Genomic DNA, 25,334 nt, shown 5'->3' on the forward strand with positions numbered 1-25,334 from the left:
ATAATTGCCTTTTTAAAAATTTTTGGCAAAAGGTAAGAAAATGACAAAGATAACAAAGCCAAACGAAGTCAAACGAGAATGGATTGTTTTAGATGCTGAGGGCAAACGCTTTGGGCGTCTTTTGACAGAGGTGGCGACTATTTTAAGAGGTAAAAATAAGCCTTGCTTTACTCCAAATGTGGATTGTGGGGATTATGTGGTGATTATCAATGCTTCAAAGGCAGTTTTTACAGGGGCAAATAAAGCTGAAGATAAGCTTTATCACAGACATTCAGGCTATTTTGGAAGTGTGAAAAGTGAGAAATTTGGAGACTTACTTGAAAAAAATCCTGCAAAGCTTTATAAACTCGCTGTTAGAGGAATGCTTCCTAAAACAAACTTAGGCAGAGCTATGCTTAAAAAACTTAAAATTTACGCAGGTAGTGAGCATCCGCATACCGCACAAATTGCTAAAGAAGGAAAATAATTATGGCAAAAGCAACATACGCAACAGGTAAAAGAAAAACCGCTATCGCTAAAGTTTGGGTAAAAGCTGGTAGTGGAAAAATAAGCGTCAATGGAGTGGATTTAAACACTTGGCTTGGAGGACACGAGGCGATTAAACTTAAAGTCGTGCAACCTCTACTTGTAACAAAACAAGAAGCCTCTATGGATATCCGTGCGACAACTTTAGGTGGGGGCTACTCTGCACAGGCTGAAGCTTTAAGACACGGAATTTCAAGGGCTTTAGCAGCGATGGACGCAGACTTTAGAGCCTTGCTTAAACCGCAAGGTCTCTTAACAAGAGATAGCAGAAGCGTGGAGCGTAAGAAATACGGACGCAGAAAAGCAAGAAGAAGTCCGCAGTTTTCTAAGCGTTAATTTGATTTTAAACTATTTTTTAAGGAATATCTTATGAAAAAAGTTCTTTTGTGTTTAGGTTTAGCAAGTGTTTTATTTGCTGCTGATAATAATGTGAAATTTGAAATCACCCCTACCCTTAACTACAATGTGTTTGAGGGAAATTTAGACCTTGATGATAGGGCTGCACCGGGTGTGAGACTTGGCTATCATTTTGATGATTTTTGGCTTGACCAGCTTGAGCTTGGCTTGGAGCACTACTCTAGCGTAAAGTATGCTAACAACGATAGAACAAACATCACAAAGGTGTTTTTGAGTGCGATTAAGGGCATTGATGTGGGTGAGAAATTCTATTTTTATGGTTTAGCTGGTGGTGGCTATGAAAGATTTTCTAACGAACAATTTGACAATGAAAGTGGTGGTTTTGGACACTATGGTGCTGGTGTAAAGTATAGACTAAGCGACTCTTTGGCTTTGAGACTTGAAACAAGAGACCAAATCAATTTCCACGAAGCAAATCATAACTGGGTTTCAACGCTTGGCGTAAGCTTTGGTTTCGGTGGCTCAAAAGATGGTGCTGTAAGTGGAAGTAGCTCTAAAACAAAAGCAATTAGCCCAGTGCAACCAAGAGAGGGTGCTTTACTTGATGAAAATGGTTGTGAAAGGACTATTAGCCTAGAGGGACATTTTGAATTTGATAAAACAACTCTAAATCCAGCCTTTGAAGAAAGAATTCAAAAAATCGCTAAAGTTTTAGATGAAAATGAAAAATACAATACGATTTTAGAGGGACATACTGATAACACAGGCTCAAGAGCTTACAATCAAAAGCTTTCAGAAAAACGCGCTCAAAGAGTTGCAAATGAGCTTATGAAATTTGGTATAGAAAAAGAACGCATTGAAGTAAAAGGTTACGGACAGGATAGACCTCGTTCAAGTAACGATACAAAAGAAGGTAGAGCGGATAATAGAAGAGTTGAAGCAAGATTTTTCTTAGCTCAATGAAAGGCAAAACCCTTCTTTTTGACTTAGATGGCACTTTGATAGATTCAACTCCCGCCATCTTAAATTCTTTTTATTTTGCCTTTGAAAAGCTTGGCTTGGAGCCGAGCTTGGACGAGGATATTAAGAGCTTGGTAGGGCTTCCACTTGATGAGATGTTTTCCAAGCTTTATCAAGATAAAGCCTATCTCGCAAATCAATTTATCGACTTTTATAGAGAAAAATACCATAAAATTTATTTAGAGCAAACCACACTTTTGCCTTTAGCAAAGGAAGCGTTAGAATTAGCTGACACATTTGCGGATTTAGCTGTCGTTACGACCAAAGGTTCGCAATTTACCAAACCTTTATTAGATTTTCTAGGCGTGGGACATTTATTTAAAACCATAATAGGGCGTAATGATGTCAAATTTCCCAAACCTCATCCAGAGCCTATTTTAACAGCTTTGGAAAGATTAAATAAAGACAAAACTCACGCTTTTATGATAGGCGATACACAATTTGACATCTTAGCAGCTAAAGCCGCTGAAATTTCCCACATTGCTTTAAGTTGTGGTTATGAAAGCATTGAAAGCCTACAAAAGCACAGCGATTGCATTAAAGATAATGCCTATGAAGCAGTTAAATTTATAAAGAATTTATAATATTATCTTTTATAAAAAGCTATTTCATCTAATGTTTTATAACTTCACATTAACTTCACAAAACAATGTTAAACTTCTCTAAATTAATTTTCAAGGAGACAAAATGAAAACAAAATTAGCTCTAGCAGCTTTATTAAGTGCAGGTGTGCTTTACGCACAAGATATAGTTATCCAGCCAAGTCAGCTTCCAGCCAACGCTCAAAGCTTTTTAAACACTCATTTTAAAGGTGTAGGCATAGGACTTGTAAAGAAAGACCTAGATTCTTACGATGTAACCTTAACCGATGGCACGGAAATTGATTTTGTCATCAATGGAGAGTGGAAAGATGTCGATGGTAAATACAAAGCTATCCCGCTTGGCTTCCTACCTTCTGTTCTTGTCAGCAAAGTGCAAGTAAGCCAACCAAACGCACAAATCATTCAAGTAGAAAAAGAAATCAACGGATACAAATTTAAATTTAATAATAATATGGAAGTTTATGCGGACTTCAATGGCAATATCTTAGGGCAGAAATTTGACGACTAGTCGCTAAAAAGGGAATTTAGCTTTTCTAAATTCCCTTGCATTGTTTTCAAATTTTCCTCTACACTTTTTTTAAAATCTACAAAAAAAGGATTTTGCAAACAAGCAATTAAAGCATTTTTATCTCTAGCAAAATAACTTGAAATTTCAAAGCTTTTTTCTTTTAATTTTTGATAAATTTGCTCTTCTTTTCCACCATTTATAGCCTGATGAGCCATTAAACAAATTCCACAAAAAAAGTGTCCTAGCTCATCTTTAAATTTTACATCATAGAGGGTAAAAGCTTTAAATTTAATCCCCTCTCCGCAACGAAATTCCTTTAAACTCTCGCTTAATTCAAGTCTTGTAAATTCCTCTTGCAAAAGACGCTTTTTAGTGAAATGCGCCTTATGTCGTGCTAAAAAATAATTTAAAATGCTAAGTTCTAGCTCTTTTTTAGCATTGATGAGTCTTTTGCTCGTCAAACGAAAGAAAAAAACACCCACAAAAATAGCCAAAGCAAAAGCTATCATCACATCTTTTATAAAAACAAAAGCTAAAAAACCCACAAGCAAAGCTTCAATCACGCTTAAGAATTTTAAAACGCCTAAGCGTTTTAAAAGGTATAATCTCTGCGTCTCCAAATTTAGCATTAAGATTTGCTTTTTTCCATTCTCTTTCTTTGCGCCTGGTCAAGATAACGCTTTCTCACACGCACATTAATAGGCGTTACCTCGACAAGCTCATCTTCTTCTATCCACTCTAAAGCCCTTTCAAGACTTAGTTTTCTAGGTGGCACGAGCTTTATCGCATCATCGCTTCCACTTGCCCTAACATTAGTAAGATTTTTACCCTTGATAGGATTCACATCTAAGTCATTATTACGGCTATGCTCCCCTATAATCATCCCTGTATAAACCTTAGTCTGCGGCTCGATAAAAAGCACACCTCTATCTTGCAAATTAAAAAGAGAATAGCCCAAAGCCACGCCATTTTCCATAGAGATTAAAGCACCATTTGCTCTTTTTTCCACTGCTCCGCTAAAAGGTCGAAATTCTAAAAAGCTATGATTCATCACACCCTCGCCTTTAGTGTCCGTTAAAAACTGCGAACGAAAGCCTATAAGCCCACGCGCTGGGATTTCAAACTCAAGCCTTGTTTGTCCATCTCCTGTGGGGCTCATCGTTTTCATCTCGGCTTTTCTTTTGCCAAGCTTTTCTATCACTGCACCACTAAATTCTTCTGGCACATCGATGACCAAATGCTCAAAAGGCTCGGTTCTAACTCCGTCTTCATTTTTAACGATAACTTCAGGACGCCCCATACAAAACTCAAAGCCCTCTCTACGCATATTTTCCGCTAAAATGGTGATTTGCAGCTCACCCCTACCACTGACTTTAAATTTACCTTCTCCGCTACTTTCATATTTCATCGCTATATTTGTTTTCATTTCAGCTTCCAAACGCTCGGCAATTTTATTGGAGGTTACATGCTTACCCTCGGTGCCTGCTAAGGGTCCGTCATTTACAGCAAAAACTATGCTTAAAGTCGGCTCTTCGATGTGAAGAGGGTCAAGAGGCATAGGATTATTAGGGCATACTATGCTATCGCCCACATCTAGGGTTTCAAAACCTGCAATGGCGACTATATCCCCACTACTTGCTTCCTCAATATCCATTTTTTCCAAACCCATAAAACCTATAAGCTTAGAAACTCTACCATTTACCTTTTCTCCGTCAGCTTTGACAAGCATTACAGATTGATTTTTCTTTACCACACCATTAAAAATTCTTGCTATGCCTATTTTACCAACAAAATTATCATAACCCAGAGTAAAAACTTGAAGTTGAAGAGGATTTTGCCTATCTCCGCTTGGGGCTGGAACGCGTTCAAGTATGGTTTTAAAAAGCGGTTCCATATTATCACTTGTATCATTTAAATCAAGTTTTGCATAGCCGTTTTTAGCTGCTGCATAAACGATAGCAAAGTCAAGCTGCTCATCATTTGCATCTAAAGCGACAAAAAGGTCAAAAATTTCATTAATCACTCTTTCAGGGTCTGCGGCTGGTTTGTCGATTTTATTTATCACCACAATGGGCTTTAAGCCAAGCTGTAAAGCCTTTTTTACCACAAATTTGGTTTGAGGCATAACGCCTTCTTGAGCATCTACCAAAAGCAAAACCCCGTCTATCATCTTTAAAACACGCTCAACCTCACCACCAAAATCGGCGTGTCCTGGGGTATCGATGATATTAATCTTCGTTCCTTTGTAGTTAATAGCAGTATTTTTAGAAAGTATGGTAATGCCTCTTTCCTTTTCTATATCATTACTATCCATAACGCGTTCTGCGATTTGCTCTCTCTCGCTAAAAGTGCCTGACTGCTTTAAAAGCTCATCAACCATAGTTGTTTTTCCGTGGTCAACATGTGCTATAACGGCGATATTTCTTATATTTTCCATTTTTGCTCCCAAATAATTTAAAGTGCTGATTATATAAAAACTTTGCTTAAAGATTTAAATTTAACTTATAGCAAAGTTGGAATACTTTTTGCTTTAAAGTTTGCAAGACTTAATTTTGAAAGGATACAAAATGTCAAAACCACTTAACGAAGTGCTTTTAAGCGAAGTTTTTAATGAGAAATGTCTAGCAAGGGAAAGCGAAACATTACTACAAGTTCTTAATTTACTAGAAATTTTAAAAAGTAAAGAAAACGATAAAATGGCAAGAATTTCAGGCGAATTGAGTGAGCTTTTAGAAAATGAAAAAAACTTTAAAAAAATCTCAAAAGCAAAAGATTTAAACGAACTTTTGGATATTTTAGTCTCTTTGCAAAAAGATAAGATGATAAAAGTTTATGAAAATTCCTATTTAGAAGAAAAATTTCCAACTTTAACAAAGGATAATTTTTTAAAAATCAACTAAGGATTAAAAATGTCAAACTTAGCCCCACAAAGCGAGGTTTTAAATCTCGCTCCTAGTAAGAATACAAACCAAGCTTCTTTTAGCAAAAATGTAAAAAATAATCAAAAAGAAGAAGCTTCAAGCGATAATGAAAGAGAAAGCTTTTTAAATTCCTTACTAGCCTCCATTGAAGAGACAAATGAGCATTTGCCTCAGCATATGAAAATAAGCGAAGCAGAAGTTGTGGGCGAAGTGATGAGCAAGCTACAAGTTGGTAATTTCGATGAGGGAGATAAAATTAGCATTTTTGAATCCGCCTCTTTAATGCAAATTTTATCGGTTCTTGACAAATTAAAAACGGATATGTCAAATGTAAAATTAGCCAACCTTGCTAACAATAACAACAATGCGCTCTTACAACTCATCAAAAATGAAAATAACTTCAACGCTCTTAAAAATGCCAATAGTCTTGGAGAGCTTTTGGACTTAGCTAAAGATATGGGGCTTGAGGTTAGGGATATTAAGGTTGATAGGCTGCTTGATTTAAAGGCTACTTTTCCAAATTTGGATAAAAAAGAGTTTTTTAAAGGGGCGATTGATAATGTTTTTAAAGAAATTTTAAATAACAAACTTGCCCACATAGAAAAAAACTTAGATAAAAATTTACAAACAAATAACAAAGTGCCTAAAAAAACAAATGAAGCAAATTCTTTGCTTTCTAAAACCTTACAAAATTTAGACACTCTCATCAAAAAAGAGGATAAATCCAAGAAAGAAAATAATGAAGAAGTAGAGATAAAGCTCAACACGAAAAACCATAAAAATGAAAATTTCAGCGAAATTTTAGAAGGATTTTCTAAAAAAACTAAAATCAGCGAAAACGATGAAAAAAAGACTCGCCCCGCACTAAAAGAAGAAACGATAAAAGAGGTCAATTTAGAAAATAAAAAAGAAACTTTTGTCAATAAAAAAGAGCCTTTGAAGGAAGTGAAAGAAGAAACGATAAAAGAGGTCAATTTAGAAAATAAAAAAGAAACTTTTGTCAATAAAAAAGAGCCTTTGAAGGAAGTGAAAGAAGAAACGATAAAAGAGGTCAATTTAGAAAATAAAAAAGAAACTTTTGTCAATAAAAAAGAGCCTTTGAAGGAAGTGCTGGATAAAGAAATTCTAAATACTCAAGAAAAAACAAAGTCTCCCCTCAAAGAAGCTGTTTTAAATGCGACCTTAAATAGCAAAGAAATGCCAAAAGAGACAGCAAAAGAAGCAATAATAAAAGAGGTGCAAAAAGACCTAAGCAAAGAAAGCCTTAAAGATATGAAATTAAACCGTGTCAATAGCGAGGGAATGAAGGTTGTAAGCGAAAATTTGACAAAAATCGTGCAAAATAAAAACAATGAAAACGCCTTTGGTGAGCTTTTAAATAAAGAAACAAACAAAGAATTCGTTGCGACAGAAAAAAGTGAAAATGTCAATGTAGAAAAATCCAGTATGGAGGATTTAAATAATCTTGTGAAAGATTTAAGCAGGGTAAATCAAAACCAAAAAATTGTAACCCCAAAAGAAACCTTGCAATATTTCTCTCAGGATTTAAAAGAGGCTATGGAGCAGTATAAAGCACCTATTACTAAGCTTAGCATCACACTAAATCCGTCAAATTTAGGCGAAGTTGAAGTTACTTTAGTGCAAAGAGGGGCGAACCTCCATATCAATTTTAACTCAAATCCTAACGCGATGAATTTATTTATCCAGCACCAAGCCGAATTTAAAAATTCTCTTGTAAATATGGGCTTTACAGGACTTGAAATGAATTTTAGCGAGCAAGGCAAAAGAGAACAGCAGCAAGAAAAGAAGTCAAAATCTCACTACTATGATGAGAAAATTGATGAGGAAAGCAGCCCTAAGATAAATTTAGAGCTTGTTTTAGCAAAATATTTTTAAAGTGGAACAGTTATTGCTAAAACTATAAAAAACAAAGGAGTGAAAGATGCAAACAAGTTGGAATCCTAATTTAAACTGGCAAAATGGAAGCGGTGGTACTCGGCAAAAACCTGAGGAAAACTGGAACCCTAATCTTAACTGGCAAAATAAACCTCAAACAGAGGATACACAAAAGCCTACAACTCCAAATCAAGGTAACCCAGGTGCAGAGCTAGATAAAGATGCGTTTTTAAAACTTCTTTTAATAGAAATGCAGCATCAAGATCCAACTGACCCTATGGATAGTGATAAAATGCTTACGCAAACTTCACAACTTGCCGCCCTTGAAATGCAGCAAAATACAAATAATGTTATGCAGCAAATGGTCGCGCAAATGGAAAAACTCTCAGCGGCTATGGGAACAAGCCAAAGTATCGGTGCTTTAGGAGCTATTGGTAAAATGGGAACCATTGCGGATAACAAAATCAAATTAACAGGTCCGGATGAAATTATCGCTCTTAAAATGTATCTACCAGAAGCTTCTAATAAAGATGGTATCACACTAGAAGTTTATGATAAAGATAATAAGCTTGTTTATACGGAAAAAGCGAGCGAGGGCAAGGAAGTTTCAGCAGGACACTTTACTATGGAGTGGCCGGGAAGAAATAATGACGGCGTTTATGCAGGTGATGGCGAATACACAGTGAAAATAGTCTATAACAACCAACAAGGTGAGAAAATTACCGCAAATTACGGAACATACCCTATCGAGGGCGTTGTCTTTAAAGAGGGGATAGCTTACGCAAAAATGGCAGGACAAGAAGTGCCATTTGACCAGCTTGGAGAAATTACGGATTATAAATTTGGAGGCGGCACGGAAAAACCTGAGGAAAAACCTGAGGAAAAACCTGAGGAAAAACCTGAGGAAAAACCTGAAACAGAAAATCCTAAGGCTTAAGCTATGATGAGTTCGTTTTATAATGGAATAAATGGTGTTAAAACCAACAGCTTTGGTATTGACATTAGTGCAAATAATATAGCAAATGTCAATACTACAGGCTTTAAATATTCTAACGCGGAATTTAAAGATGTTTTTTATAGCACCATTACTTCACAATCCACAAACCCAGCTCAAGGGGGCTATGGCTCGACCTCAGCATCTTCAAAGCTAGTTTTTGAGCAAGGTTCTCCTGTGGCAAGTGAGGGGGAATTTGATGTAGCTTTACAAGGAAAGGGCTTTTTTGGTGTTTTGGGTGCTGATGGTATGCCTTATTATACACGAAATGGAGCTTTTAGACGCGATGCAAATGGCTATTTGGTAGATTCTTATGGAAATTTCGTATTAGGAACGATGAATCCAGCCTTTCAAGGTATCACATATAGCGATAGAGTAGCGGGACTTATGGGAGACCATTTAAATACTGGAATGCCTGTTAATAGTGGCTTTACGGTTAATTCTAGCGACCCATTTGGCTTAGGAACAACAGGTTCGCAAGGACCGCTACAAGTGCCTTTAAATATGTATCTTCCACCAAAAGTTACACAAAATGTAATATGGAAAGGAAATTTGGATACTAGCACAAAAACAGAGGTCGTAACGCTTGACTTGGATACTAATAAAATCAAAGTAGAAAAAACTGCCGATGGCAAATATAAAGTAAGTGGTAGCGTAAGTAAAGATGAAATTTTTAGCGCAAAAGAAAATGATAGAATTTTGCTTAATTTTGTCGATAAAAACGGCGTAAAACAAAGCTTTGAAGCAACTTTGGATAAGGATTTAAATTTTGTCAGTAATGAGCTTGACTTAAAAGGCTTAGACTCAGACTCCATAAAACTTGAATCCGCACAAATAAGCACCGAACAGCAAAAAGCCAACAAAGATGTTTTAGAAGCTCCCATTTATAATGCTGATGGTAGTAAAAGCACTCTGAGACTAACCCTAGAACGCGTTTTGCCTCAAGTGGGTGATACTATGGTTTATAAAGCCACAGCACAAATTTATAATGCTGCTGGTGAAGCTGTGGGGGAACCAACTGAGGGAAGTTTGACCTTTAACGAACACGGAGCATTGCTAAGCAACGACATTAAAAGCGTGAATAATCCAAATGGAGGGACTATAAATATAGACTTAGGAACGCCTTACGACCCTAATATAGCGGGAAGTGGCTATAGTGGAATTTATGTCCAAGCAGGAAAAGATAAAAATGTCATCACTCAACACGATGGTATAGCAGAGGGATTCTTTGATAAATATAGCATAGGTAATGGCGGTGATTTAATAGCTCAATTTAGTAACGGACAAACCGTATCTGTAGGAAAAATAGCCCTTTATAACTTCATCAACGAACAAGGCTTAATGGCTATGGGAGATAATATCTTCGCGGCTACGGGAAATAGTGGGGAGGCGAGTTTTGTGATGAAAGATGGCAAAATTGTTAATACTGCTAATTTTAAGGGAGGTTTTTTGGAGCAGTCTAATGTGGATTTGAGTGTGGAGCTTTCCAATCTCATCGTTACACAAAGAGCCTTTGATGCGAGTTCAAAAAGCATTACAACAAGCGACCAAATGATACAAAAAGCCATCAATATGAAAAAATAAGTCCTAACAATAGGGCTTATTTATATAAATTCACCATTAAAAATATTTCATTTTAGTGCTTTGTGAAAGTTTTTAATAATTTTTATTGACAAATAAAACCTTTTTTAATATAATTTTTGTGATTCTCAAAAAAGAATACAAAATGAAAATCACAAAGGATAAATAATGAAACAATACGAAACCTATCAATGTCAAAAATGTGGCAATGAAATCGAGGTGCAAAAAGTAGGTGGTGGAGTGCTAACTTGCTGCAATGAAGCGATGAAGTGCATTACTGAGGATTTAACAGCTGTTAATTTAATGAAAGCTTTCGCAGGTGAATCTATGGCAAGAAATAAATATGACCTTTTTGCTGATATAGCAGAAGAAGAGGGATGGCACGCTGTAGCAAAACACTTTAGGGAAGCTGCAGAAAATGAAAAATGGCACGCAAGAGCAGAATTTAAAGCTTACCACGAATTAGTCGATGGCAAAGCTTTAGAAATCACAACCAAAAATCTCGTTTGTGCAGCTGAGGGGGAAAATTATGAGCATAGCATTATGTATCCAAATTTTGCTAAAATCGCAGAAGATGAGGGCAAAAAAGCTATCGCGAGACTTTTCACAGCCATAGGTAAGGTAGAAATAGAACACGAAAGAGAATATCTAGCTCTTAAAAAAATGCTAGAAGAAGAGGAATTTTTTAATAGTGAAGTTGAAGAATTATGGGTTTGTGAAGTGTGCGGACACATTCATCGTGGTAAAAAAGCTCCAGCAGCTTGTCCTTTATGTAAAGCACCAAAAGAATATTTTAAGCGAGAATTTTTAGGCTAATGCTCGTTGGAATCGATGAGGCTGGGCGTGGAGCTTTGGCTGGTCCTTTGTTTTTGGCAGCTTGTGAGCTTTACAAACCCCTAAAACTCATCGATGATTCCAAAAAGCTTAGTGAAAGAATCCGCGAAAAACTCTACGAAGAAATTATTTCTAATTCTAATTATCTCATTCTTGCTTTTTCTAATATGCAAATTGATACACTAGGGCTTAGCAAATGTTTGCAAAAAGGGCTTGAAATTATAAATTCACATTTTGAAAGAAAGAGAAAAATTTTTGACGGCAATACAAATTACGGCGTTTTAGGCATAGAAAATTTGATAAAAGCCGATAGCCTCATCGCTGAAGTTAGTGCCGCAAGTATTTTAGCCAAAGTTAGCCGAGATAGAGTAATGAAATTTTTAGCCTTAAAATATCCTCAATACGGCTTTGAAATTCACAAAGCTTATGGCACAAAAAATCATAGAGAACGCATAGTAAAATATGGTGCTTGTGAGCTTCATCGCAAAAGTTTTAAGCTTATATAGTTAAATCTCTTTGTGAAAAATATCCGCAACTCCAAGTTGAAAAGGCTATAAGATGCGCTGTTTTATGTTCTAAATTTGAGTTAAAGCAAGAAGATTTTGAGGACTTTGAAAATATTATTAAGCTTTTAATCCAAAGTCCTCAAGAAACAAAAGAAAATTGAGCTTATCTAAGAGAAAATAAGCATTAATCACTCATAATAATGATGGCATTAGTTTGTTTGTTGCAACGACAAGATTTATTTGTTGAAGCAACAATTTTAGGGTCTTTTTCCCCCACTTAAAAAAACATATTTGCCAGCTATACAAGCTGAAAGCCCGTGAAATTGAATTGTTTTTCCCTCGATATTTTTTAGATTATAATCAAGGTTATCAAAACAAGCGTCATACATCTCACCAGCATTAGCACTCACCGCAAAACCCAAAACAAGGCTCGTTAAAACAAATAATTTTTTCATTTCTCTTCCTTTTTAATTTTAATTTGTTAGCTCTTTCAAGCACCTTTTTCTTTACAACGCAAAAGTTTTAAGCTTATATAAAACCTTTAAAACCCATAAAAGAAAGATAAATTCCATAGCCAATCATTAAAAGCGAAGCAAAGATTGAAAAAAAATAGTTTAAACGCTCTTTTAAAAAAGTCGAAAAGTATGTGAAAAAAAGCAAAGATGGCAAAGTAGAAATTCCAAAAATAAGCATTATGAAAGTAGCTTTTGTGATATTTGATTGACTTAAGGCGTTTGCTAAAAAAAAATAAACTAAACCGCAAGGCACAAAACCATTACAAAAGCCCAAAATAACAGCTCCTTTAACGCCTTTAAAATGCATCGCTTTTCTTGTAAGCTTAGAGAAAAAAAGCTCCCATAAAATATTTTTCTCCAAAAAATTTAAAATCTGTCCTCTAAAAAGCAAAGCTAAACCCAAAATCCCCATAAAAATGCCTAAAATAAAAAAAGTAAGGCTTTGAATTTTGGCATTAAAACCTAGTAAAACCCCAAAAACTCCACATAAAATTCCAAGTAAAACATAAGCAAAAATACGCGATAAATGATAAAGCAAATTTAAAAAGAAAGGATTTTTAGCCTTAGAGCTTAGTTTTAAAAAAGCAAGATTAAACCCCCCGCACATCGCATAGCAATGGCTAAAACTCGATAAAAAAGCTATGGATATAATGGCAAAAATTTCACTCAAATTAACTTCGCAAATTCTTCAAAAATATACTTGCTTTCGTGCGGACCCGATGAGCTTTCTGGGTGATGTTGCACGGAAATAACGGGATAATCTTTATAACGCACACCCTCGACATTATCACCAAATAAATTTCTATGCGTAATAACCGCAACTTCACAAAGTTCTTCTGGGACATTATAATTATGATTTTGTGCGGTAATTTCAACCTTTTTAGTTTCTAAATTAATGACAGGGTGATTTGCTCCGTGCTGTCCAAATTTCATCTTGTAAGTTTCATAACCAAAGGCATTACTTAAAAGCTGGTGTCCTAAACAAATGCCAAGCATTGGAATTTTAGCTTCTGCAAGTTTTCTAATCTCTGCAATTTCATTTTTTAAAATTTTAGGCTCACCCGGACCATTAGAGAGAAAAACGCCGTGAATTTCACCCTTTTTAAAAAGACTTATCAGCTCATCTGCTTTAACATCGTAAGGGAAAACCTCCACGGCTAAATTTGCACCAACAAGCTCATTTAGGATATTTCTTTTCACGCCATAATCAATCACAGCAATTTTTTTCTTTGCTTTTTTAGGCTCATTATAAGTTTTGCCGTTCCATACGCCTTGCTCGTGTTTATAGGGCTTTTTAGTCGAAACTTCTTTGACAAAATTCACCTCATCGATCTTTTTACTTGCCAAAAGCTTTTCTTTAAGCTCCTCTTTATTTGAAATTTCTGTCGAAACAATGGCTCTTAAATTTCCGCTATCGCGTATAAGCTTAACCAAAAACCTCGTGTCAAGCTCACAAATTCCTATCTTCTTATGCTTTTTAAGGTAAGCTTCCAAACTTTCCTTAGCTCTATAATTTGAAAAGGTGGAGCTAAATTCACGCACCAAAATTCCGCTTGCAAAAATCTCTTTACTCTCATTATCATCGTCATTAGTGCCTACTATCCCAATTTCTGGCATAGAAAAAACGATAAATTGCCCCGCATAAGAAGGGTCTGAAACTATCTCTTGATAACCACTCATAGAAGTGTTAAAAACAAGCTCACCAAGAAAAGTCCCCCCACAACCAAAAGCCTTAGCACTTAAAAAAACATCATTTTCTAAATAAATGAAAGCTTTCATTTAAAACATACCTTTTTTTCTAAGTTCTTCTTGGTAAAGTTTTTCAAAAATCAGCTCATACTCCTCGCTCCCAGGCACTGGCTTACTTTTATAATTGCTTATCTTATCATAAACCTCATCTTCGATTTTCTCGTAAATCCTTAAATATTCCTCAATGCTTGAAAAAATGAGGTTTTTCACCCTATTTTCACTCACAATAAAATTAATATAATCATTTTCCACAAATTCACTTAAAATTTGATGGGCGAGGTGATTATGTCTATCTTCTTTATCTAAAATCACATCATATTCAGCAGCCAACTTTCGCTTCACAAGCCAAAACATATTTTTCCTATCGACCTGCATAAGTTCCATTTCATCCTCTTGATTTTCAAGCAATCCTCTCACTCTCTCATCTAACTTCTTCTCTTTATTTAAATCCTCTTCCAAAATATTTTTCACACATAAATTTAATTTTTCTAACTGGTCTTTAATCTCTATAAAAGAAGAATGGCTAATATCAAGCATTATTTTATTTGCTATATAGGGGATATGTGGAAATTTAATACGCATCTTTAAACCTTTATTTTTGATTTAAAATAATAACTTATTTTCGGTAAAAAATGGTTAAAAGCTTTAATTACTTGCGTTATTTTCCGTTGTATTATTATCCACACTCTCTTCTTTTTTATCTAAATTTTGAAGAAGTAAAGTCAGCTCGGAAGCTTTTTGTGGCTGCATTTTAGAAAGCACCCCTGAAATTTTTCTCGATTCTAAAGAAAGCATTATTTTACTTGCCTCCTCTGCGTCCATTTGACTTAAAACATCTGCCACAGCCGAGTCTTTCATTTGAGAGTAAATTTCTTTTATCCTACCCTCTGTTTTGCTGTTTATAGAATTTAAAATTTCCTCATTCTGCTTTAAAAGCCTCTCATTTTCCGCCTTTAAACTCTCAATCCTAGCTAAAGTTGCATTTACCTCAGCTTCCTTTTGACTTAGGGCATTTATCTTCTCTTTTTGCAAACTTTCAAACGAAGCCCTATAAGCCTCTAATGCTTGTCTCGCCTCATCAAATTCACGCGTTTGAATTTCTAGTTCGCCCTTTCTTGATTCAAAATATTGCTGACAATCCTCAGCAAAAATAACTCCAAAAAATAATACTAAAATTCCAATCTTTCTACTCATCTTTCTCCCCTTTAAAAAAACGACTAATGGCAAGTTCATCAAGAAATTTATCTTCTGCTTTTTGCAGGGCTTTTTGCATAGCTTTTAATTCTTCGCTTTGCAAATACTTTATCTTTTCATAGTCCAAATGTGCTTTTTTATATAAAAATTGATAATGATTCACTTCCTTGTGAGAGAGTTCCACTTTTTCTTTAGCTCTTGCTAAAGCCTCCCTTGCGACATTTGCCATAAAAGCATTTGCTTTTAATTCTTCGCTTGAAATCGTGCCTTTTAAAGACCCCAAATTTAATAATTCTTGCTGCGCTAACTCCAAAAGCCTTTCATTTTCTCTTTGTCTTCGTTGTGCGACATTTAAGTCCGTTTGTGCTTTATCAAGCTGCTGTTTTTTAACTTTAATCACCGCATTAAATTTGCTTTTCATAAAACAATCGTATCGTCTCTTTCAGCACTTGTAGAAATGAGCTTTACCTTTACGCCGACTAATTCTTCAAGTCTAGCAATGTATTTTTTAGCATTTTGAGGAAGTAAATCAAAATCCCTTATGCCAAAAACCTTATCCCAGCCATCAATTTCTTCATAAATGGGCTTAACTTTTTCTAAATCGCTCGGCATATAATCAATCTCTTTGCCCTCATACTCATAAGCACGACAAATTTTAATTTTTTCAAAGCCGTCCAAAACATCAAGCTTCATCAAGGCTAAAGAATCCAAGCCATTGAGCCTTGCTGTATATCTTACTGCCACAGCGTCAAACCACCCACATCTTCTTTTGCGTCCAGTGCTTACGCCTATTTCTTTACCTATCCTTGCGATTTTTTCGCCCTCTTCACCCTTATCCTCACTGGGGAAAGCTCCATTTCCCACTCTAGTCGCATAAGCCTTAACGATACCGATGATAGAACCTGTCTCTTTAGGGTTTAGCCCAAGTCCCGTTAAAGCCCCTGCTGAAATGGTATTTGAGCTTGTTACAAAAGGATAAGTGCCGTGATCAATATCTAGCATAGAGCCTTGCGCGCCCTCTAAAAGCACCCTTTTGTCTTCATCTAAAGCTTGCCAAAGCAATCTTGTCGTATCAGTGATGTAAGGGGCTAAAATTTCATTAAAACGCTTCAAATCTACCAAAAGCTCTTCTTTACTTGGAATTTCCACACCCAAAAAATCTAAAAAAGTCTTGTTATCTTCAAAATCTTGCATCAAATTTTCGCATAATTTTTCAGGGTTTAAGAGCTCTCCCACCCTATGTCCGCTTCGATTCATTTTATCCGCATAACAAGGACCTATACCTCTACCTGTCGTGCCTATGGCATTTTTGCCTTTAAGTTTTTCTTTTGCGATATCTATTAAAGAATGATGTTTTAAATTTAAATGCGCCCTATCACTGATATAAAGGCGTCCTTTAAGATTTTCAAATTGCGCCATTTCTGCGATTAAAACCTCAGGGGAGACAACCACGCCATTGCCTATGATATTAATACAATTTTGATGCAAAACACCAGAAGGCAAAGAATGCACCGCATAGCGAACACCATTGACCCAAATCGTATGCCCAGCATTATGTCCACCAGCACTTCTGCAAACAAAATCATAATTTTCACACAGCTTATCAACTACCTTGCCTTTACCCTCATCACCCCATTGAATTCCTACAACAATATCAGCTTTACTCATTACTTTCCTTTTTGTGGCGAGAAGATGAGAGAATCGAACTCCCCAAAGAATAGCCAGCTACCCTTTCATCTGATTTGAAGTCAGTGGCGCTCACCAGACACGCTTATCTTCCGCTTGGATTATAGCATTTTAAGTCAATTTTACAAAATCCACCCATAACATTTCGCAAGATAAAAATCTTTCGTTTTATTAATTAAGACTTAAATGACGCATTATCTCACGCCAAAATTTAACATTGCCAAGCCAAGCTCTTTTGTATTTTTCACCTTTTGGGTGGATGTCATTAAAGCGATATTCTATTAAACTCAAGTCCCCCTCCCTCCCTCCCCACTCTAATCCAAATCGCTCCATATCTCTTTGGCTTTCATCGTGGCGAATATTGATAAGTGTATATTTTGCCTTATGGAAATTTTGCATTCGTCCTAAAAAATTCTCAAATTCCTCATAAGCTCCTTGCCTACAAGAAACAAAACAGATATGTTTAGAAGCTTTAATATGGCGTTTTAAATTTTCAAATCTTCTTCTTTTTTGCGTAATAAAACGCTCATAACCCTCATCTAAACTTTCCTCAAAAGAAAAATCGTGCATTGAACGCATACCATTTTGCCTATCCCTCACCCAACGCTTATGTGTCGTGCTAGGCACTTCTTCATAATCTTTAAAGAAATTTGCAAAATCTTGCTCAAAACACACATTAATATCCACCAAAGTATAAAGTCCCAACCAATCAAAAGGTGAGGAAAAGGTGCGTAATTTAAATTTCTTTAAATAAAACGCCACCTTACAACCCGCCCCCACACTGATAAAAACATCAGCCTTAAGGCTTTTTCGGCGTTTGAAAAATTTAAAAATCAATCGCCAAGACTTGGCTTCATCTCTAAAATTTTCCAAGGAAGCCCCTGTGAATTAAGCTCGTCCATAAAAGGCTTGGCGTCAAATTCTTCCATATTTTTCACACCAACCCCACTCCAAATTCCACGCGCTACAAGCTTTGCACCTATCATCGCAGGAACGCCTGTGGTGTAGCTTACGGCTTGAGCGCCCGTTTCCTTAAAGCATTCCTCGTGATTGCAAACATTATAAATATAAATTTGCTTATCTTTACCATCTTTTACGCCTCTTATCACGCAGCCTATATTTGTGTAACCTTTCGTGCGAGGACCTAAACTTGCAGGGTCAGGCAGAAGGGTTTTAAGAAATTCGATAGGGATAATCTCCTGCCCCTTATGCTTTACAGGCTTAATGCCTAACATACCAACATTTTCAAGACATTTCATATGTGTAAGATAACTTTGCCCAAAGGTCATAAAAAAGCGAATTCTTTTAAGATGAGAGATATTTTTAACCAAGCTCTCAAGCTCTTCGTGATAAAGCAAATAGCTATCCTTTACGCCCACTTCAGGATAATCCCATTCCATTTTTATCTGCATAGGCTCAGTTTCTATCCACTGCCCTTTCTCCCAGTAACGCCCCTTAGCTGAAACCTCGCGTAAATTAATTTCTGGATTAAAATTTGTAGCAAAAGGGTAGCCGTGGTCGCCTGCATTGCAATCTAAAATATCAATGTAATGGATTTCGTCAAATAAATTTTGCTTCGCATAAGCACAAAAAACATTTGTTACACCCGGGTCAAACCCACTTCCTAAAAGCCCTAAAATCCCAGCTTTTTTAAAGTTTTCATCTTTTGCCCATTGCTCTTTATATTCAAATTTAGCTAGGTCTGGATGCTCATAATTTGCTGTGTCTATGTAGTGAATTCCTGTTTTCAAACAAGCGTCCATTAAGCTTAAATCTTGATAAGGCAAGGCTACATTGAGTAAAATTTCAGCTCCTGTTTTTTTGATAAGCTCCACAACCGCTTCGACATTATCCGCGTCAATTTGTGCCGTAGCAATCTGCACTCCCAAACGCTCTTTAATAAAAGCTGCAATTTCGTCGCACTTACTTTTTGTCCTACTTGCAAGAGTGATTTTGCTAAAAACATCGCTATTCATCGCACATTTTACACTTGCAACCCTACTCACTCCACCCGCACCGATGATAAGAAGATTTGCCATTCTCTATCCTTAAAATCAATTTTAAATTATTGTAACAAATTTAAGCTAAATGCCATTACGAATTTTTATTATAATTTCTCATCTTTTTTAAAGGTTTAAGATGTTTTCAGCGTTTTTTCTCTCTAAAAAATGGGCTTTATGGGCTTATGTAGGGCTTTTTGTGCTTTTAACCTTTTTATATTTGCAAACAAGCCTTAATGTCGCTATCAACGAGTGGTATAGGGATTTTTACAATATACTTCAAAAACCAAATATCCAAAATGCGCCTTTAATGCTTGATGAAAACGCTACAAAAATAGCCAACGAAAATGCACAAAAAGCTTTAGAAAATGCAAATTTTATCAATAAAGCCTCGATTTTTTATTATCAATTTCTAAACGAATGCTTTTTTTCTAGCAAAAGCATAGCCACTAAAGAAGCTTATGCTATGAGTGATTTTTACTCTAGCATAGCCGTATTTTTATGTATCGCTCTACCCTATGTTTTTATCGCAACTCTTAGCATTTATTTTGCCAGTGTTTATACCTTTAAATGGCGCGAAGCGATGACCTTTGCTTATCTTAAATTTTGGAAAAATAAAGATGATAATATCGAGGGAAGCTCCCAAAGAATCCAAGAGGACGCTTATAATTTTTCCAAAATAGTCGAAAATTTGGGACTTGCTTTCATAAAATCTTTAATGATACTAATGGCATTTATTCCTATTTTATGGAATTTAAGCGAAGATGTATCTAAAATTCTTTTTAAGGATTTAGGCGAAGGAAGTGCGTTTTATTTTTTAAAAGATATGCAGGGTTTGCTTGTCTATGTGGCTTTATTCATCTCGCTTGGAGGGCTTATTATATCGTGGTTTGTCGGTATTAAATTACCCGGGCTTGAATATAACAATCAAAAAGCCGAAGCTGCTTTTAGAAAAGAACTTGTTTATGCGGAAGATAACCGCAAAGACTACGCAAAAAGCGAAACAATGATAGAACTTTTTACGGGACTTAAATTTAATTACAAAAGGCTATTTTTACACTATGGCTATTTTAATATCTGGCTTATAATGTTTGAGCAAATCATCGTTATCGTGCCGTTTTTAATAATGGGTCCATCACTTTTTGCTGGAGCCATAGGGCTTGGCGTGGTAATACAAATTAACAATGCTTTTGACCAAGTGAGAAGTTCTTTTAGTGTTTTCATTACAAACTGGACTAAAATCACAGAGCTTAGAAGCATACACAAACGCCTTGATGAATTTGAAAAAAATATCTTGTATAAAAGAGGTGGCTAAATTTGACTAAGCTTTTCTTTTAGCTTTTTTAAAGAGGATGAAAGCTTTAACTCATAAGCCTTTTTAGAGTCTAATAAATCCTCATCAAGGCTTAAAATTTGGGCTTTTGCAAAGGTGGCAATTTCTTCCACACTTTTATCTTTACAAAGCCTTTTTCCCTCTTTAAATACACATTTTAAAAGTTCTTCGCGTCTCAAATTTGAGGGCAGAGTTTCTAATTTTTCATCATAAATTACAAGCTCATCATAAAGTGCTTTTTTACCCTCATAAATGCGAAAAAGCCTTTTAAAATGTGGAGTTGTCATTTTATAAGCGTCTTGAGAAATTTTAATTTTAGGGCAAACTTCTCCCTCATTTTCCACCGCCACGAGCTTATAAACACAGCCGAAAATCGCATCGCTAGAAGCCGTTATCAAGCGTTCTCCAACCCCAAATCCATCAATTTTTGCACCATTTTTTAACAAAGCCTCAATGCTTTTTTCATCTAAAGAATTTGAAACGATGACTTTGCACTCTTTTAATCCAACCTCATCAAGCCTTTGACGAATTCTAATGCTTAATCCACACAAATCACCAGAATCAACCCTTACAGCCCCATTTTCAACACCAAATTCCTTAAAAACCCTAATAGCATTTTCAAGCCCAAAAAAACAATCGTAAGTGTCGATAAGCAAGGTTGCATTTTCAGGATAAAGCTTTACAAAAGCCTTAAAAGCCTCATATTCGTTTTCAAACATTTGCACCCAAGAATGTGCCATAGTTCCACTTGCTTTTACGCCATAAAGCTTGGAGGCTAGGGTATTTGAAGTGGCTAAACACCCACCTATCATCGCCGCTCTTGCACCCTTAAGTGCCGCCTCGCTTCCGTGCGCTCTTCTTGCACCAAATTCAAGCACCGACTTGCCTTTTGCTGCTCTTACAATGCGATTTGCCTTAGTGGCAATAAGGCTTTGGTGATTTAAAGTGCAAAGCAAAAAAGTCTCTAAAAGCTGAGCTTCAATCGCCCTTGCTTTAATTATCATCACAGGTTCATTAGCAAAAATGACAGAACCCTCATCTAACGCGTAAATTTCACCACAAAATTTGAAATTTTTTAAAAAATTTAAAAATTTTTCCCCAAATCCCTTTTGTCTTAAAAAAGTAATATCACTTTCGTCAAAATGCCAATTTTCTACGAAATTTAAAATATCTTCTAAACCCGCAAAAATCGCAAAAGCCCCGTCATCCGGAGCCCTTCTAAAAAAAACATCGAAATAGCAAATCGTGTCCGCAAAACTCTCATTCAAATAGCCTTGCGCCATAGTAAATTCATAAAAATCACAAAGAAGATGATAATTAAAAGTCGTCAAAGCTTATGCTGCCCTTAGAATAATTTGTAACCTTGCTTTCGAAAAAATTGCTTTTTTGGTCGTTAAATTTAGAAAAATCATCAACCCACTTAATCGGGTGTTTTGCATTATACATTCTATCCAAATTTATCGCAACAAGCCTTGTATCTACAAGATAATGAATATACTCTTCGATAATATCATCCGTAAAGCCCATAATTTGATTTTGCGTGATATATTTTCCCCACTTAATCTCAAGCTCTCCAGCCCTTTTAAACATTTCATAGATTTTACTAATATTTTGCTCATTAAACAAATCGGCTCTTTCTTTACGCACCGAATTTATCATATTTTGAAATAATAATAAATGCGTGATTTCATCTCTTTGAATGAAGCGAATCATTTGCGCAGAACCTAGCATTTTTCCTGCTCTTGCTAGGGCATAAATCGCCGTAAAACCGCTATAAAAATACACACCCTCTAAAATTTGGTTCGCCACCATAGCAAGCAAGAGCTTATTATCATCAACATCGCCTGCCAACTCTTCATAAATGCCCGAAATAAAATCATTTTTCTCACGCAAAGTGGCATCGTGTTTTTCCATTTCATAAATCAAATCCGTATTATCACAAATCGCTTCAACCATTACCGCGTAAGATTTGGAATGATTTGCCTCTTCATAAGCTTGACGCGCTAAGACGGCATTGATTTCAGGGGCTGTGATGTAAGGATTGATATTATCGGCTAAATTGTTAGTTTGAAAACTATCCATTGAGATGAGTTGAGACCATACCAAATCATACATTCTTTTTTCTGCCGCTGTTAAATTACAACGATAATCAAGAGCATCTCTAGTTGTATCCACCTCTTTTGGAAACCAAGTATTTGCTTCCATTAAATCCCAAAGCTTTAATGCCCAAGTGTATTTTGCCTTAGTGAAATTTAAAATTCCGTGCGGATTACCTGAAAAAACTTTTCTATCACCTAAACTCTCATTAGAATTTGGATTATAAATTCTCTTTCTTTGCATTTTTATCCTTTCAAAACTATGCAAGTTTGCGTTAAAACATCGTGCAAACTTAAAGTGTCTTTTCTCAAAAAACTCACAAACAAACCAAAAAACAAACCAAAACTTATGATAAAAATCAAATATCTTAAACAAATTTGTAAAAAATTTGCCTTTCTGCCTGTTCTTTTATCTATCAAATATAGTTCATAAGCCCTAAGTCCCGGACTTTGCGCCTTTAAGCTTAAAAATAAAGCTTGGATAAAACCAAAAAGCAAAGTGCAAAAAGGTGGGATTAAAACACTTGCCAAAAAAGCCTCTTTGGAACCTAAAATAAAATAAAAAGCATACAAAATAGGCACATAAATCAAAAAAATATCAATCAAAAAAGCGCGAAATCTAAGCCACCGTGAAGCAATTTTCGCCTTAGCTTTCATCAGTTTCCACGACTTCCCGGTTTTATTGCCTTACTTCCTTGCAAACAAAGCCCACAACTTTGTGGCTCATAAATTTCAAAATCAAAATTTCCCAAAGCAAAAAGCGGTAAATTTGCAGGGAGTTTAGCGTTTGCTTTTCTTTCGTTATTTAAATTTTTTACCGCACAAAAGCCACGATTTGCCAAAGCAGCAAAAGCTACAACCTCGCCTCCTAAATTTTCAATAATTTTTGCACTCTCTAAAGCACTGCCACCTGTGGTGATAATATCTTCGCAAATGATGAATTTTTCACCTTTTTTTACTTCAAAACCGCGTCTTAAAGTCATCACTCCCTCGACTCTTTCTGTGAAAATAAAACGCTTTTTACTCGCTCTAGCTAATTCATACCCTGCTAAAACTCCGCCCAAAGCAGGAGAGCAAATGCTATCAAATTCTATCTTATAAGAAGTGATGATTTTAGCTAAATTTTCGCATAATTCTCCTGCTAAAATGGGATTTTCAAGCACTTTTGCACTTTGGAGGTAAAATTGCGAGTGTTTGCCAGAACTTAACAAAAAATGCCCCTCTAAATACGCTCCACACTCTTTATAAATTTGCTCTAAGTTCATCATTAAACCTTTAAAAGCTGTGCTTCTTTATCTTTAACGCTTTCATCAATTTTTGCCGTATAAGCGTCGGTGAGCTTTTGCACTTCATCGTAAGCTTTTTTTGCTTCATCTTCGCTTATCGCCTTATCTTTTTCAAGCTTCTTTACTGCATCATTGGCGTCTTTTCTGCCATTTCTTATTGAAACTTTAGCTTTTTCGCCCATAGCTTTAGCGTGCTTGACATTTTCCTCTCTTTGCTCTTTCGTCATAGGGGGGAAAAAAAGCTTCACGCTCTCGCCGTCATTATTTGGATTAACCCCTATGTTTGCCGCAGCTATGGCACTTTCTATGGCTTTTAACATAGGCTTTTCCCAAGGAGTAATGCTAATGGTCGAAGCATCACTTGCTAAGATAGTGGCAACTTGATTAAGTGGGGTCGCGCTACCATAATAATCCACCTGTATAGGGTCTAAAATATGTATATTAACTTTACCCGTCCTTAATGTCGTAAAATCTTTTTTAAGAGCCTCTAAACTTTTTTCCGCTTGACTTTTTTGTTTTTCATAAATTTCATTTAGCATTTTAAGTCCTTATTTAGTTGCATTTGCTTCGTTTGGAAGTTGTGGAGCGCTTGGCGCACTTGGCAAATTTGTCGGCAAACTTGGCAAAGTTGCATTTGTATCAATTTGCACTTTTTCTGCTAAAGAATTTTTATTAGAACTATTGTAAAGATAGCCTAGTGCTATGGTATTTGCGATGAGTAAAAGTCCCATTATAAAAGTAAATTTTGCTAAAAAACCCGCAGGACCTTTCGCACCAAAAAGACTCTCATTGCTCCCACTATAAGCACCAAGTCCTATACTTGAGCTTTTTTGTAATAAAACAGCAACACAAATTACCACAACGATAACAAATTGCAAAACAATTAAAAGAGTAATCATACAAAATCCTAAGAAAAAAATTTAAATTATTTTAACTAAAAAAGCTTGAAAAGAGTTTGAAACACAAAAATTTGCGAGAAAACTCGCAAATTATCGGCTATTAAAGCTTCTTAAAATATTAAGTAGAGAAATGAAAAGATTTACAAAATCAAGATAAAGAGCAACTGCACCCTCAATCGGCGTTTCATAATTTCCGCGTATGATATTTTGCGTATCATAAAGGATATAAAATGAAAAAAGAATAGCAGCTACCGCAGAAATCGCTAAATTTAACAAGCTACTTTGGAAGAAAAGGTTAAGCAAAGAAGCTGCTACGACTACAATTAAAACGATAAATAAAGCTTTTCCCATTAAAGTAAAATCTTTTTTAGTATTCATAGCAAAAATGCTAAGTCCGCCAAAAGCCACAGTTGTAAGCGCAAAAGCTTGAGCTACAATCACACCACCAGCCGGTAAAGCCAAAACAGAAATAAGCAAAGGCGTTAGTGTAAGCCCTGAAACAAAAGTAAAGGCAAAAAGTAAGATGAGATTAAGCGGAACTTCTTTTTTCTTATACATTAAGCCAAAAAGTAAGCCAAGCTCAACCGCAAAAAGCACCCAAAATGTGATTTGTGATTGTATAAAAAACTGCGCAAGGGCAAAAATTCCTATATAAGCACCCACAGTTGCTGCCAAAAGTGAAGCAGCGAAAAGCTGGTAGGTTTGCTTAATAAAAACACTCAATTCACTTGAGCGTGTGTTTTCAAATGTGCTAGATTTAGTATAATCTCTATCGTAAAGACTCATTATTTTCTCCTTGATAAATTAGTGGGCGAAATTTAACATACTTTCT

General features: G+C 35.7%; 30 protein-coding genes and 1 tRNA gene. 12 read left to right on the forward strand and 19 right to left on the reverse strand.

The annotated features are described in order from the left end of the window. The first annotated feature begins 40 nt into the window (after window positions 1–40). The 5 genes from rplM (at window position 41) to CHELV3228_RS08740 (ending at window position 3,012) form a co-directional block, all read left to right on the forward strand. Entirely contained in the window at window positions 41–466 is a 426-nt protein-coding gene (rplM, locus tag CHELV3228_RS08720; protein ID WP_002785866.1) for a 50S ribosomal protein L13, read from the forward strand. Window positions 467–468: 2 nt separating this feature from the next. Then, the gene (gene rpsI / locus CHELV3228_RS08725) at window positions 469–861 is read left to right on the forward strand and encodes a 30S ribosomal protein S9 (protein WP_004276650.1); all 393 of its coding nucleotides are present in this window, start codon (window positions 469–471) and stop codon (window positions 859–861) included. 33 nt (window positions 862–894) lie between these two features. Beyond that, on the forward strand, window positions 895–1,845 hold the full coding sequence (locus CHELV3228_RS08730; RefSeq protein ID WP_082200616.1) for an OmpA family protein: 951 nt from the start codon (window positions 895–897) through the stop codon (window positions 1,843–1,845). Continuing rightward, window positions 1,842–2,486: an HAD family hydrolase gene (locus CHELV3228_RS08735; RefSeq protein ID WP_082200617.1), complete on the forward strand. Its 645-nt coding sequence runs from the start codon at window positions 1,842–1,844 to the stop codon at window positions 2,484–2,486. The genes CHELV3228_RS08730 and CHELV3228_RS08735 overlap by 4 nt, the downstream gene beginning before the upstream one ends. A gap of 103 nt (window positions 2,487–2,589) precedes the next feature. After that, window positions 2,590–3,012 (forward strand): PepSY-like domain-containing protein, encoded by a 423-nt coding sequence (locus CHELV3228_RS08740; protein WP_082200618.1) that lies wholly within the window; start codon window positions 2,590–2,592, stop codon window positions 3,010–3,012. On the opposite strand, the gene CHELV3228_RS08745 is transcribed toward CHELV3228_RS08740, so the two are convergent. Continuing rightward, the gene (locus CHELV3228_RS08745) at window positions 3,009–3,647 is read right to left on the reverse strand and encodes a poly(A) polymerase (RefSeq protein ID WP_082200619.1); all 639 of its coding nucleotides are present in this window, start codon (window positions 3,645–3,647) and stop codon (window positions 3,009–3,011) included. The genes CHELV3228_RS08740 and CHELV3228_RS08745 overlap by 4 nt on opposite strands. Continuing rightward, a complete protein-coding gene (gene typA, locus CHELV3228_RS08750) occupies window positions 3,641–5,449 on the reverse strand; it encodes a translational GTPase TypA (RefSeq protein ID WP_082200620.1) in 1,809 nt (602 codons plus the stop codon). Before typA ends, CHELV3228_RS08745 begins: the two co-directional genes overlap by 7 nt. Before the next feature lie 130 nt (window positions 5,450–5,579). Between typA and CHELV3228_RS08755 the strand changes: the two genes are divergently transcribed. The 6 genes from CHELV3228_RS08755 to CHELV3228_RS08780 all read left to right on the forward strand — a co-directional run bounded on the left by CHELV3228_RS08755 (window position 5,580) and on the right by CHELV3228_RS08780 (window position 11,744). Further along, window positions 5,580–5,912 carry a hypothetical protein gene (locus CHELV3228_RS08755; protein WP_082200621.1) on the forward strand — a complete coding sequence of 111 codons (333 nt, stop codon included), beginning with the start codon at window positions 5,580–5,582 and terminating at the stop codon, window positions 5,910–5,912. A gap of 9 nt (window positions 5,913–5,921) precedes the next feature. Continuing rightward, complete coding sequence (locus tag CHELV3228_RS08760) at window positions 5,922–7,829, forward strand: flagellar hook-length control protein FliK (RefSeq protein ID WP_082200622.1); 1,908 nt, start codon at window positions 5,922–5,924, stop codon at window positions 7,827–7,829. A 46-nt stretch (window positions 7,830–7,875) separates the two neighbouring features. Continuing rightward, a complete protein-coding gene (locus tag CHELV3228_RS08765) occupies window positions 7,876–8,766 on the forward strand; it encodes a flagellar basal body rod modification protein (RefSeq protein ID WP_082200623.1) in 891 nt (296 codons plus the stop codon). Between the two features lie 3 nt (window positions 8,767–8,769). Then, window positions 8,770–10,407, forward strand: a complete 1,638-nt coding sequence (locus tag CHELV3228_RS08770) for a flagellar hook protein FlgE (protein WP_082200624.1) — start codon at window positions 8,770–8,772, stop codon at window positions 10,405–10,407. 165 nt (window positions 10,408–10,572) lie between these two features. Beyond that, window positions 10,573–11,220 carry a ferritin family protein gene (locus CHELV3228_RS08775; protein WP_082200625.1) on the forward strand — a complete coding sequence of 216 codons (648 nt, stop codon included), beginning with the start codon at window positions 10,573–10,575 and terminating at the stop codon, window positions 11,218–11,220. Continuing rightward, window positions 11,220–11,744, forward strand: a complete 525-nt coding sequence (locus tag CHELV3228_RS08780; protein ID WP_082200626.1) for a ribonuclease HII — start codon at window positions 11,220–11,222, stop codon at window positions 11,742–11,744. Before CHELV3228_RS08775 ends, CHELV3228_RS08780 begins: the two co-directional genes overlap by 1 nt. A 257-nt stretch (window positions 11,745–12,001) precedes the next feature. Here the strand turns inward: CHELV3228_RS08780 and CHELV3228_RS08785 are convergent, their stop codons facing one another. The 10 genes from CHELV3228_RS08785 to CHELV3228_RS08825 all read right to left on the reverse strand — a co-directional run bounded on the left by CHELV3228_RS08785 (window position 12,002) and on the right by CHELV3228_RS08825 (window position 18,927). After that, on the reverse strand, window positions 12,002–12,199 hold the full coding sequence (locus tag CHELV3228_RS08785) for a hypothetical protein (RefSeq protein WP_082200627.1): 198 nt from the start codon (window positions 12,197–12,199) through the stop codon (window positions 12,002–12,004). Window positions 12,200–12,272: 73 nt separating this feature from the next. Further along, the gene (locus CHELV3228_RS08790; protein WP_082200628.1) at window positions 12,273–12,929 is read right to left on the reverse strand and encodes a sulfite exporter TauE/SafE family protein; all 657 of its coding nucleotides are present in this window, start codon (window positions 12,927–12,929) and stop codon (window positions 12,273–12,275) included. Continuing rightward, the gene (gene carA, locus CHELV3228_RS08795; RefSeq protein ID WP_082200629.1) at window positions 12,926–14,038 is read right to left on the reverse strand and encodes a glutamine-hydrolyzing carbamoyl-phosphate synthase small subunit; all 1,113 of its coding nucleotides are present in this window, start codon (window positions 14,036–14,038) and stop codon (window positions 12,926–12,928) included. The genes CHELV3228_RS08790 and carA overlap by 4 nt, the downstream gene beginning before the upstream one ends. Then, entirely contained in the window at window positions 14,039–14,590 is a 552-nt protein-coding gene (locus tag CHELV3228_RS08800) for a DUF507 family protein (protein ID WP_082200630.1), read from the reverse strand. A gap of 63 nt (window positions 14,591–14,653) precedes the next feature. Then, the gene (locus CHELV3228_RS08805) at window positions 14,654–15,202 is read right to left on the reverse strand and encodes a MotE family protein (RefSeq protein WP_082200631.1); all 549 of its coding nucleotides are present in this window, start codon (window positions 15,200–15,202) and stop codon (window positions 14,654–14,656) included. After that, on the reverse strand, window positions 15,195–15,623 hold the full coding sequence (locus CHELV3228_RS08810) for a flagellar export protein FliJ (protein WP_082200632.1): 429 nt from the start codon (window positions 15,621–15,623) through the stop codon (window positions 15,195–15,197). The genes CHELV3228_RS08805 and CHELV3228_RS08810 overlap by 8 nt, the downstream gene beginning before the upstream one ends. Continuing rightward, the gene (locus tag CHELV3228_RS08815; protein WP_082200633.1) at window positions 15,620–16,870 is read right to left on the reverse strand and encodes an adenylosuccinate synthase; all 1,251 of its coding nucleotides are present in this window, start codon (window positions 16,868–16,870) and stop codon (window positions 15,620–15,622) included. The genes CHELV3228_RS08810 and CHELV3228_RS08815 overlap by 4 nt, the downstream gene beginning before the upstream one ends. Window positions 16,871–16,884: 14 nt before the next feature. After that, a tRNA-Sec gene (locus CHELV3228_RS10115) sits at window positions 16,885–16,982 on the reverse strand. 77 nt (window positions 16,983–17,059) lie between these two features. Next, window positions 17,060–17,761 carry a DUF1796 family putative cysteine peptidase gene (locus CHELV3228_RS08820; RefSeq protein WP_234981008.1) on the reverse strand — a complete coding sequence of 234 codons (702 nt, stop codon included), beginning with the start codon at window positions 17,759–17,761 and terminating at the stop codon, window positions 17,060–17,062. Continuing rightward, window positions 17,722–18,927 carry a saccharopine dehydrogenase family protein gene (locus CHELV3228_RS08825; RefSeq protein WP_082200634.1) on the reverse strand — a complete coding sequence of 402 codons (1,206 nt, stop codon included), beginning with the start codon at window positions 18,925–18,927 and terminating at the stop codon, window positions 17,722–17,724. The genes CHELV3228_RS08820 and CHELV3228_RS08825 overlap by 40 nt, the downstream gene beginning before the upstream one ends. Window positions 18,928–19,027: 100 nt before the next feature. Between CHELV3228_RS08825 and CHELV3228_RS08830 the strand changes: the two genes are divergently transcribed. Then, window positions 19,028–20,203 (forward strand): putative transporter, encoded by a 1,176-nt coding sequence (locus tag CHELV3228_RS08830; protein ID WP_082200635.1) that lies wholly within the window; start codon window positions 19,028–19,030, stop codon window positions 20,201–20,203. Here CHELV3228_RS08830 and CHELV3228_RS08835 read toward each other — a convergent pair. The 7 genes from CHELV3228_RS08835 to CHELV3228_RS08865 all read right to left on the reverse strand — a co-directional run bounded on the left by CHELV3228_RS08835 (window position 20,200) and on the right by CHELV3228_RS08865 (window position 25,288). Continuing rightward, entirely contained in the window at window positions 20,200–21,552 is a 1,353-nt protein-coding gene (locus tag CHELV3228_RS08835) for a nicotinate phosphoribosyltransferase (RefSeq protein ID WP_255303404.1), read from the reverse strand. The two genes, CHELV3228_RS08830 and CHELV3228_RS08835, sit on opposite strands and share 4 nt — an antisense overlap. Beyond that, complete coding sequence (locus tag CHELV3228_RS08840) at window positions 21,539–22,561, reverse strand: ribonucleotide-diphosphate reductase subunit beta (protein ID WP_082200636.1); 1,023 nt, start codon at window positions 22,559–22,561, stop codon at window positions 21,539–21,541. The genes CHELV3228_RS08835 and CHELV3228_RS08840 overlap by 14 nt, the downstream gene beginning before the upstream one ends. Before the next feature lie 2 nt (window positions 22,562–22,563). Continuing rightward, complete coding sequence (locus tag CHELV3228_RS08845) at window positions 22,564–22,974, reverse strand: RDD family protein (protein WP_082200637.1); 411 nt, start codon at window positions 22,972–22,974, stop codon at window positions 22,564–22,566. After that, window positions 22,974–23,582: an orotate phosphoribosyltransferase gene (gene pyrE, locus CHELV3228_RS08850; RefSeq protein ID WP_082200638.1), complete on the reverse strand. Its 609-nt coding sequence runs from the start codon at window positions 23,580–23,582 to the stop codon at window positions 22,974–22,976. Before pyrE ends, CHELV3228_RS08845 begins: the two co-directional genes overlap by 1 nt. A 2-nt stretch (window positions 23,583–23,584) precedes the next feature. Beyond that, window positions 23,585–24,142 (reverse strand): ribosome recycling factor, encoded by a 558-nt coding sequence (gene frr, locus CHELV3228_RS08855; protein WP_082200639.1) that lies wholly within the window; start codon window positions 24,140–24,142, stop codon window positions 23,585–23,587. Between the two features lie 9 nt (window positions 24,143–24,151). Further along, window positions 24,152–24,502, reverse strand: a complete 351-nt coding sequence (gene secG / locus CHELV3228_RS08860; RefSeq protein WP_082200640.1) for a preprotein translocase subunit SecG — start codon at window positions 24,500–24,502, stop codon at window positions 24,152–24,154. Window positions 24,503–24,592: 90 nt separating this feature from the next. Continuing rightward, entirely contained in the window at window positions 24,593–25,288 is a 696-nt protein-coding gene (locus CHELV3228_RS08865) for a Bax inhibitor-1/YccA family protein (protein WP_082200641.1), read from the reverse strand. Window positions 25,289–25,334 lie beyond the last annotated feature (46 nt).

The organism is Campylobacter helveticus, assembly GCF_002080395.1.
Classification (GTDB): Bacteria; Campylobacterota; Campylobacteria; order Campylobacterales; family Campylobacteraceae; genus Campylobacter_D; species Campylobacter_D helveticus.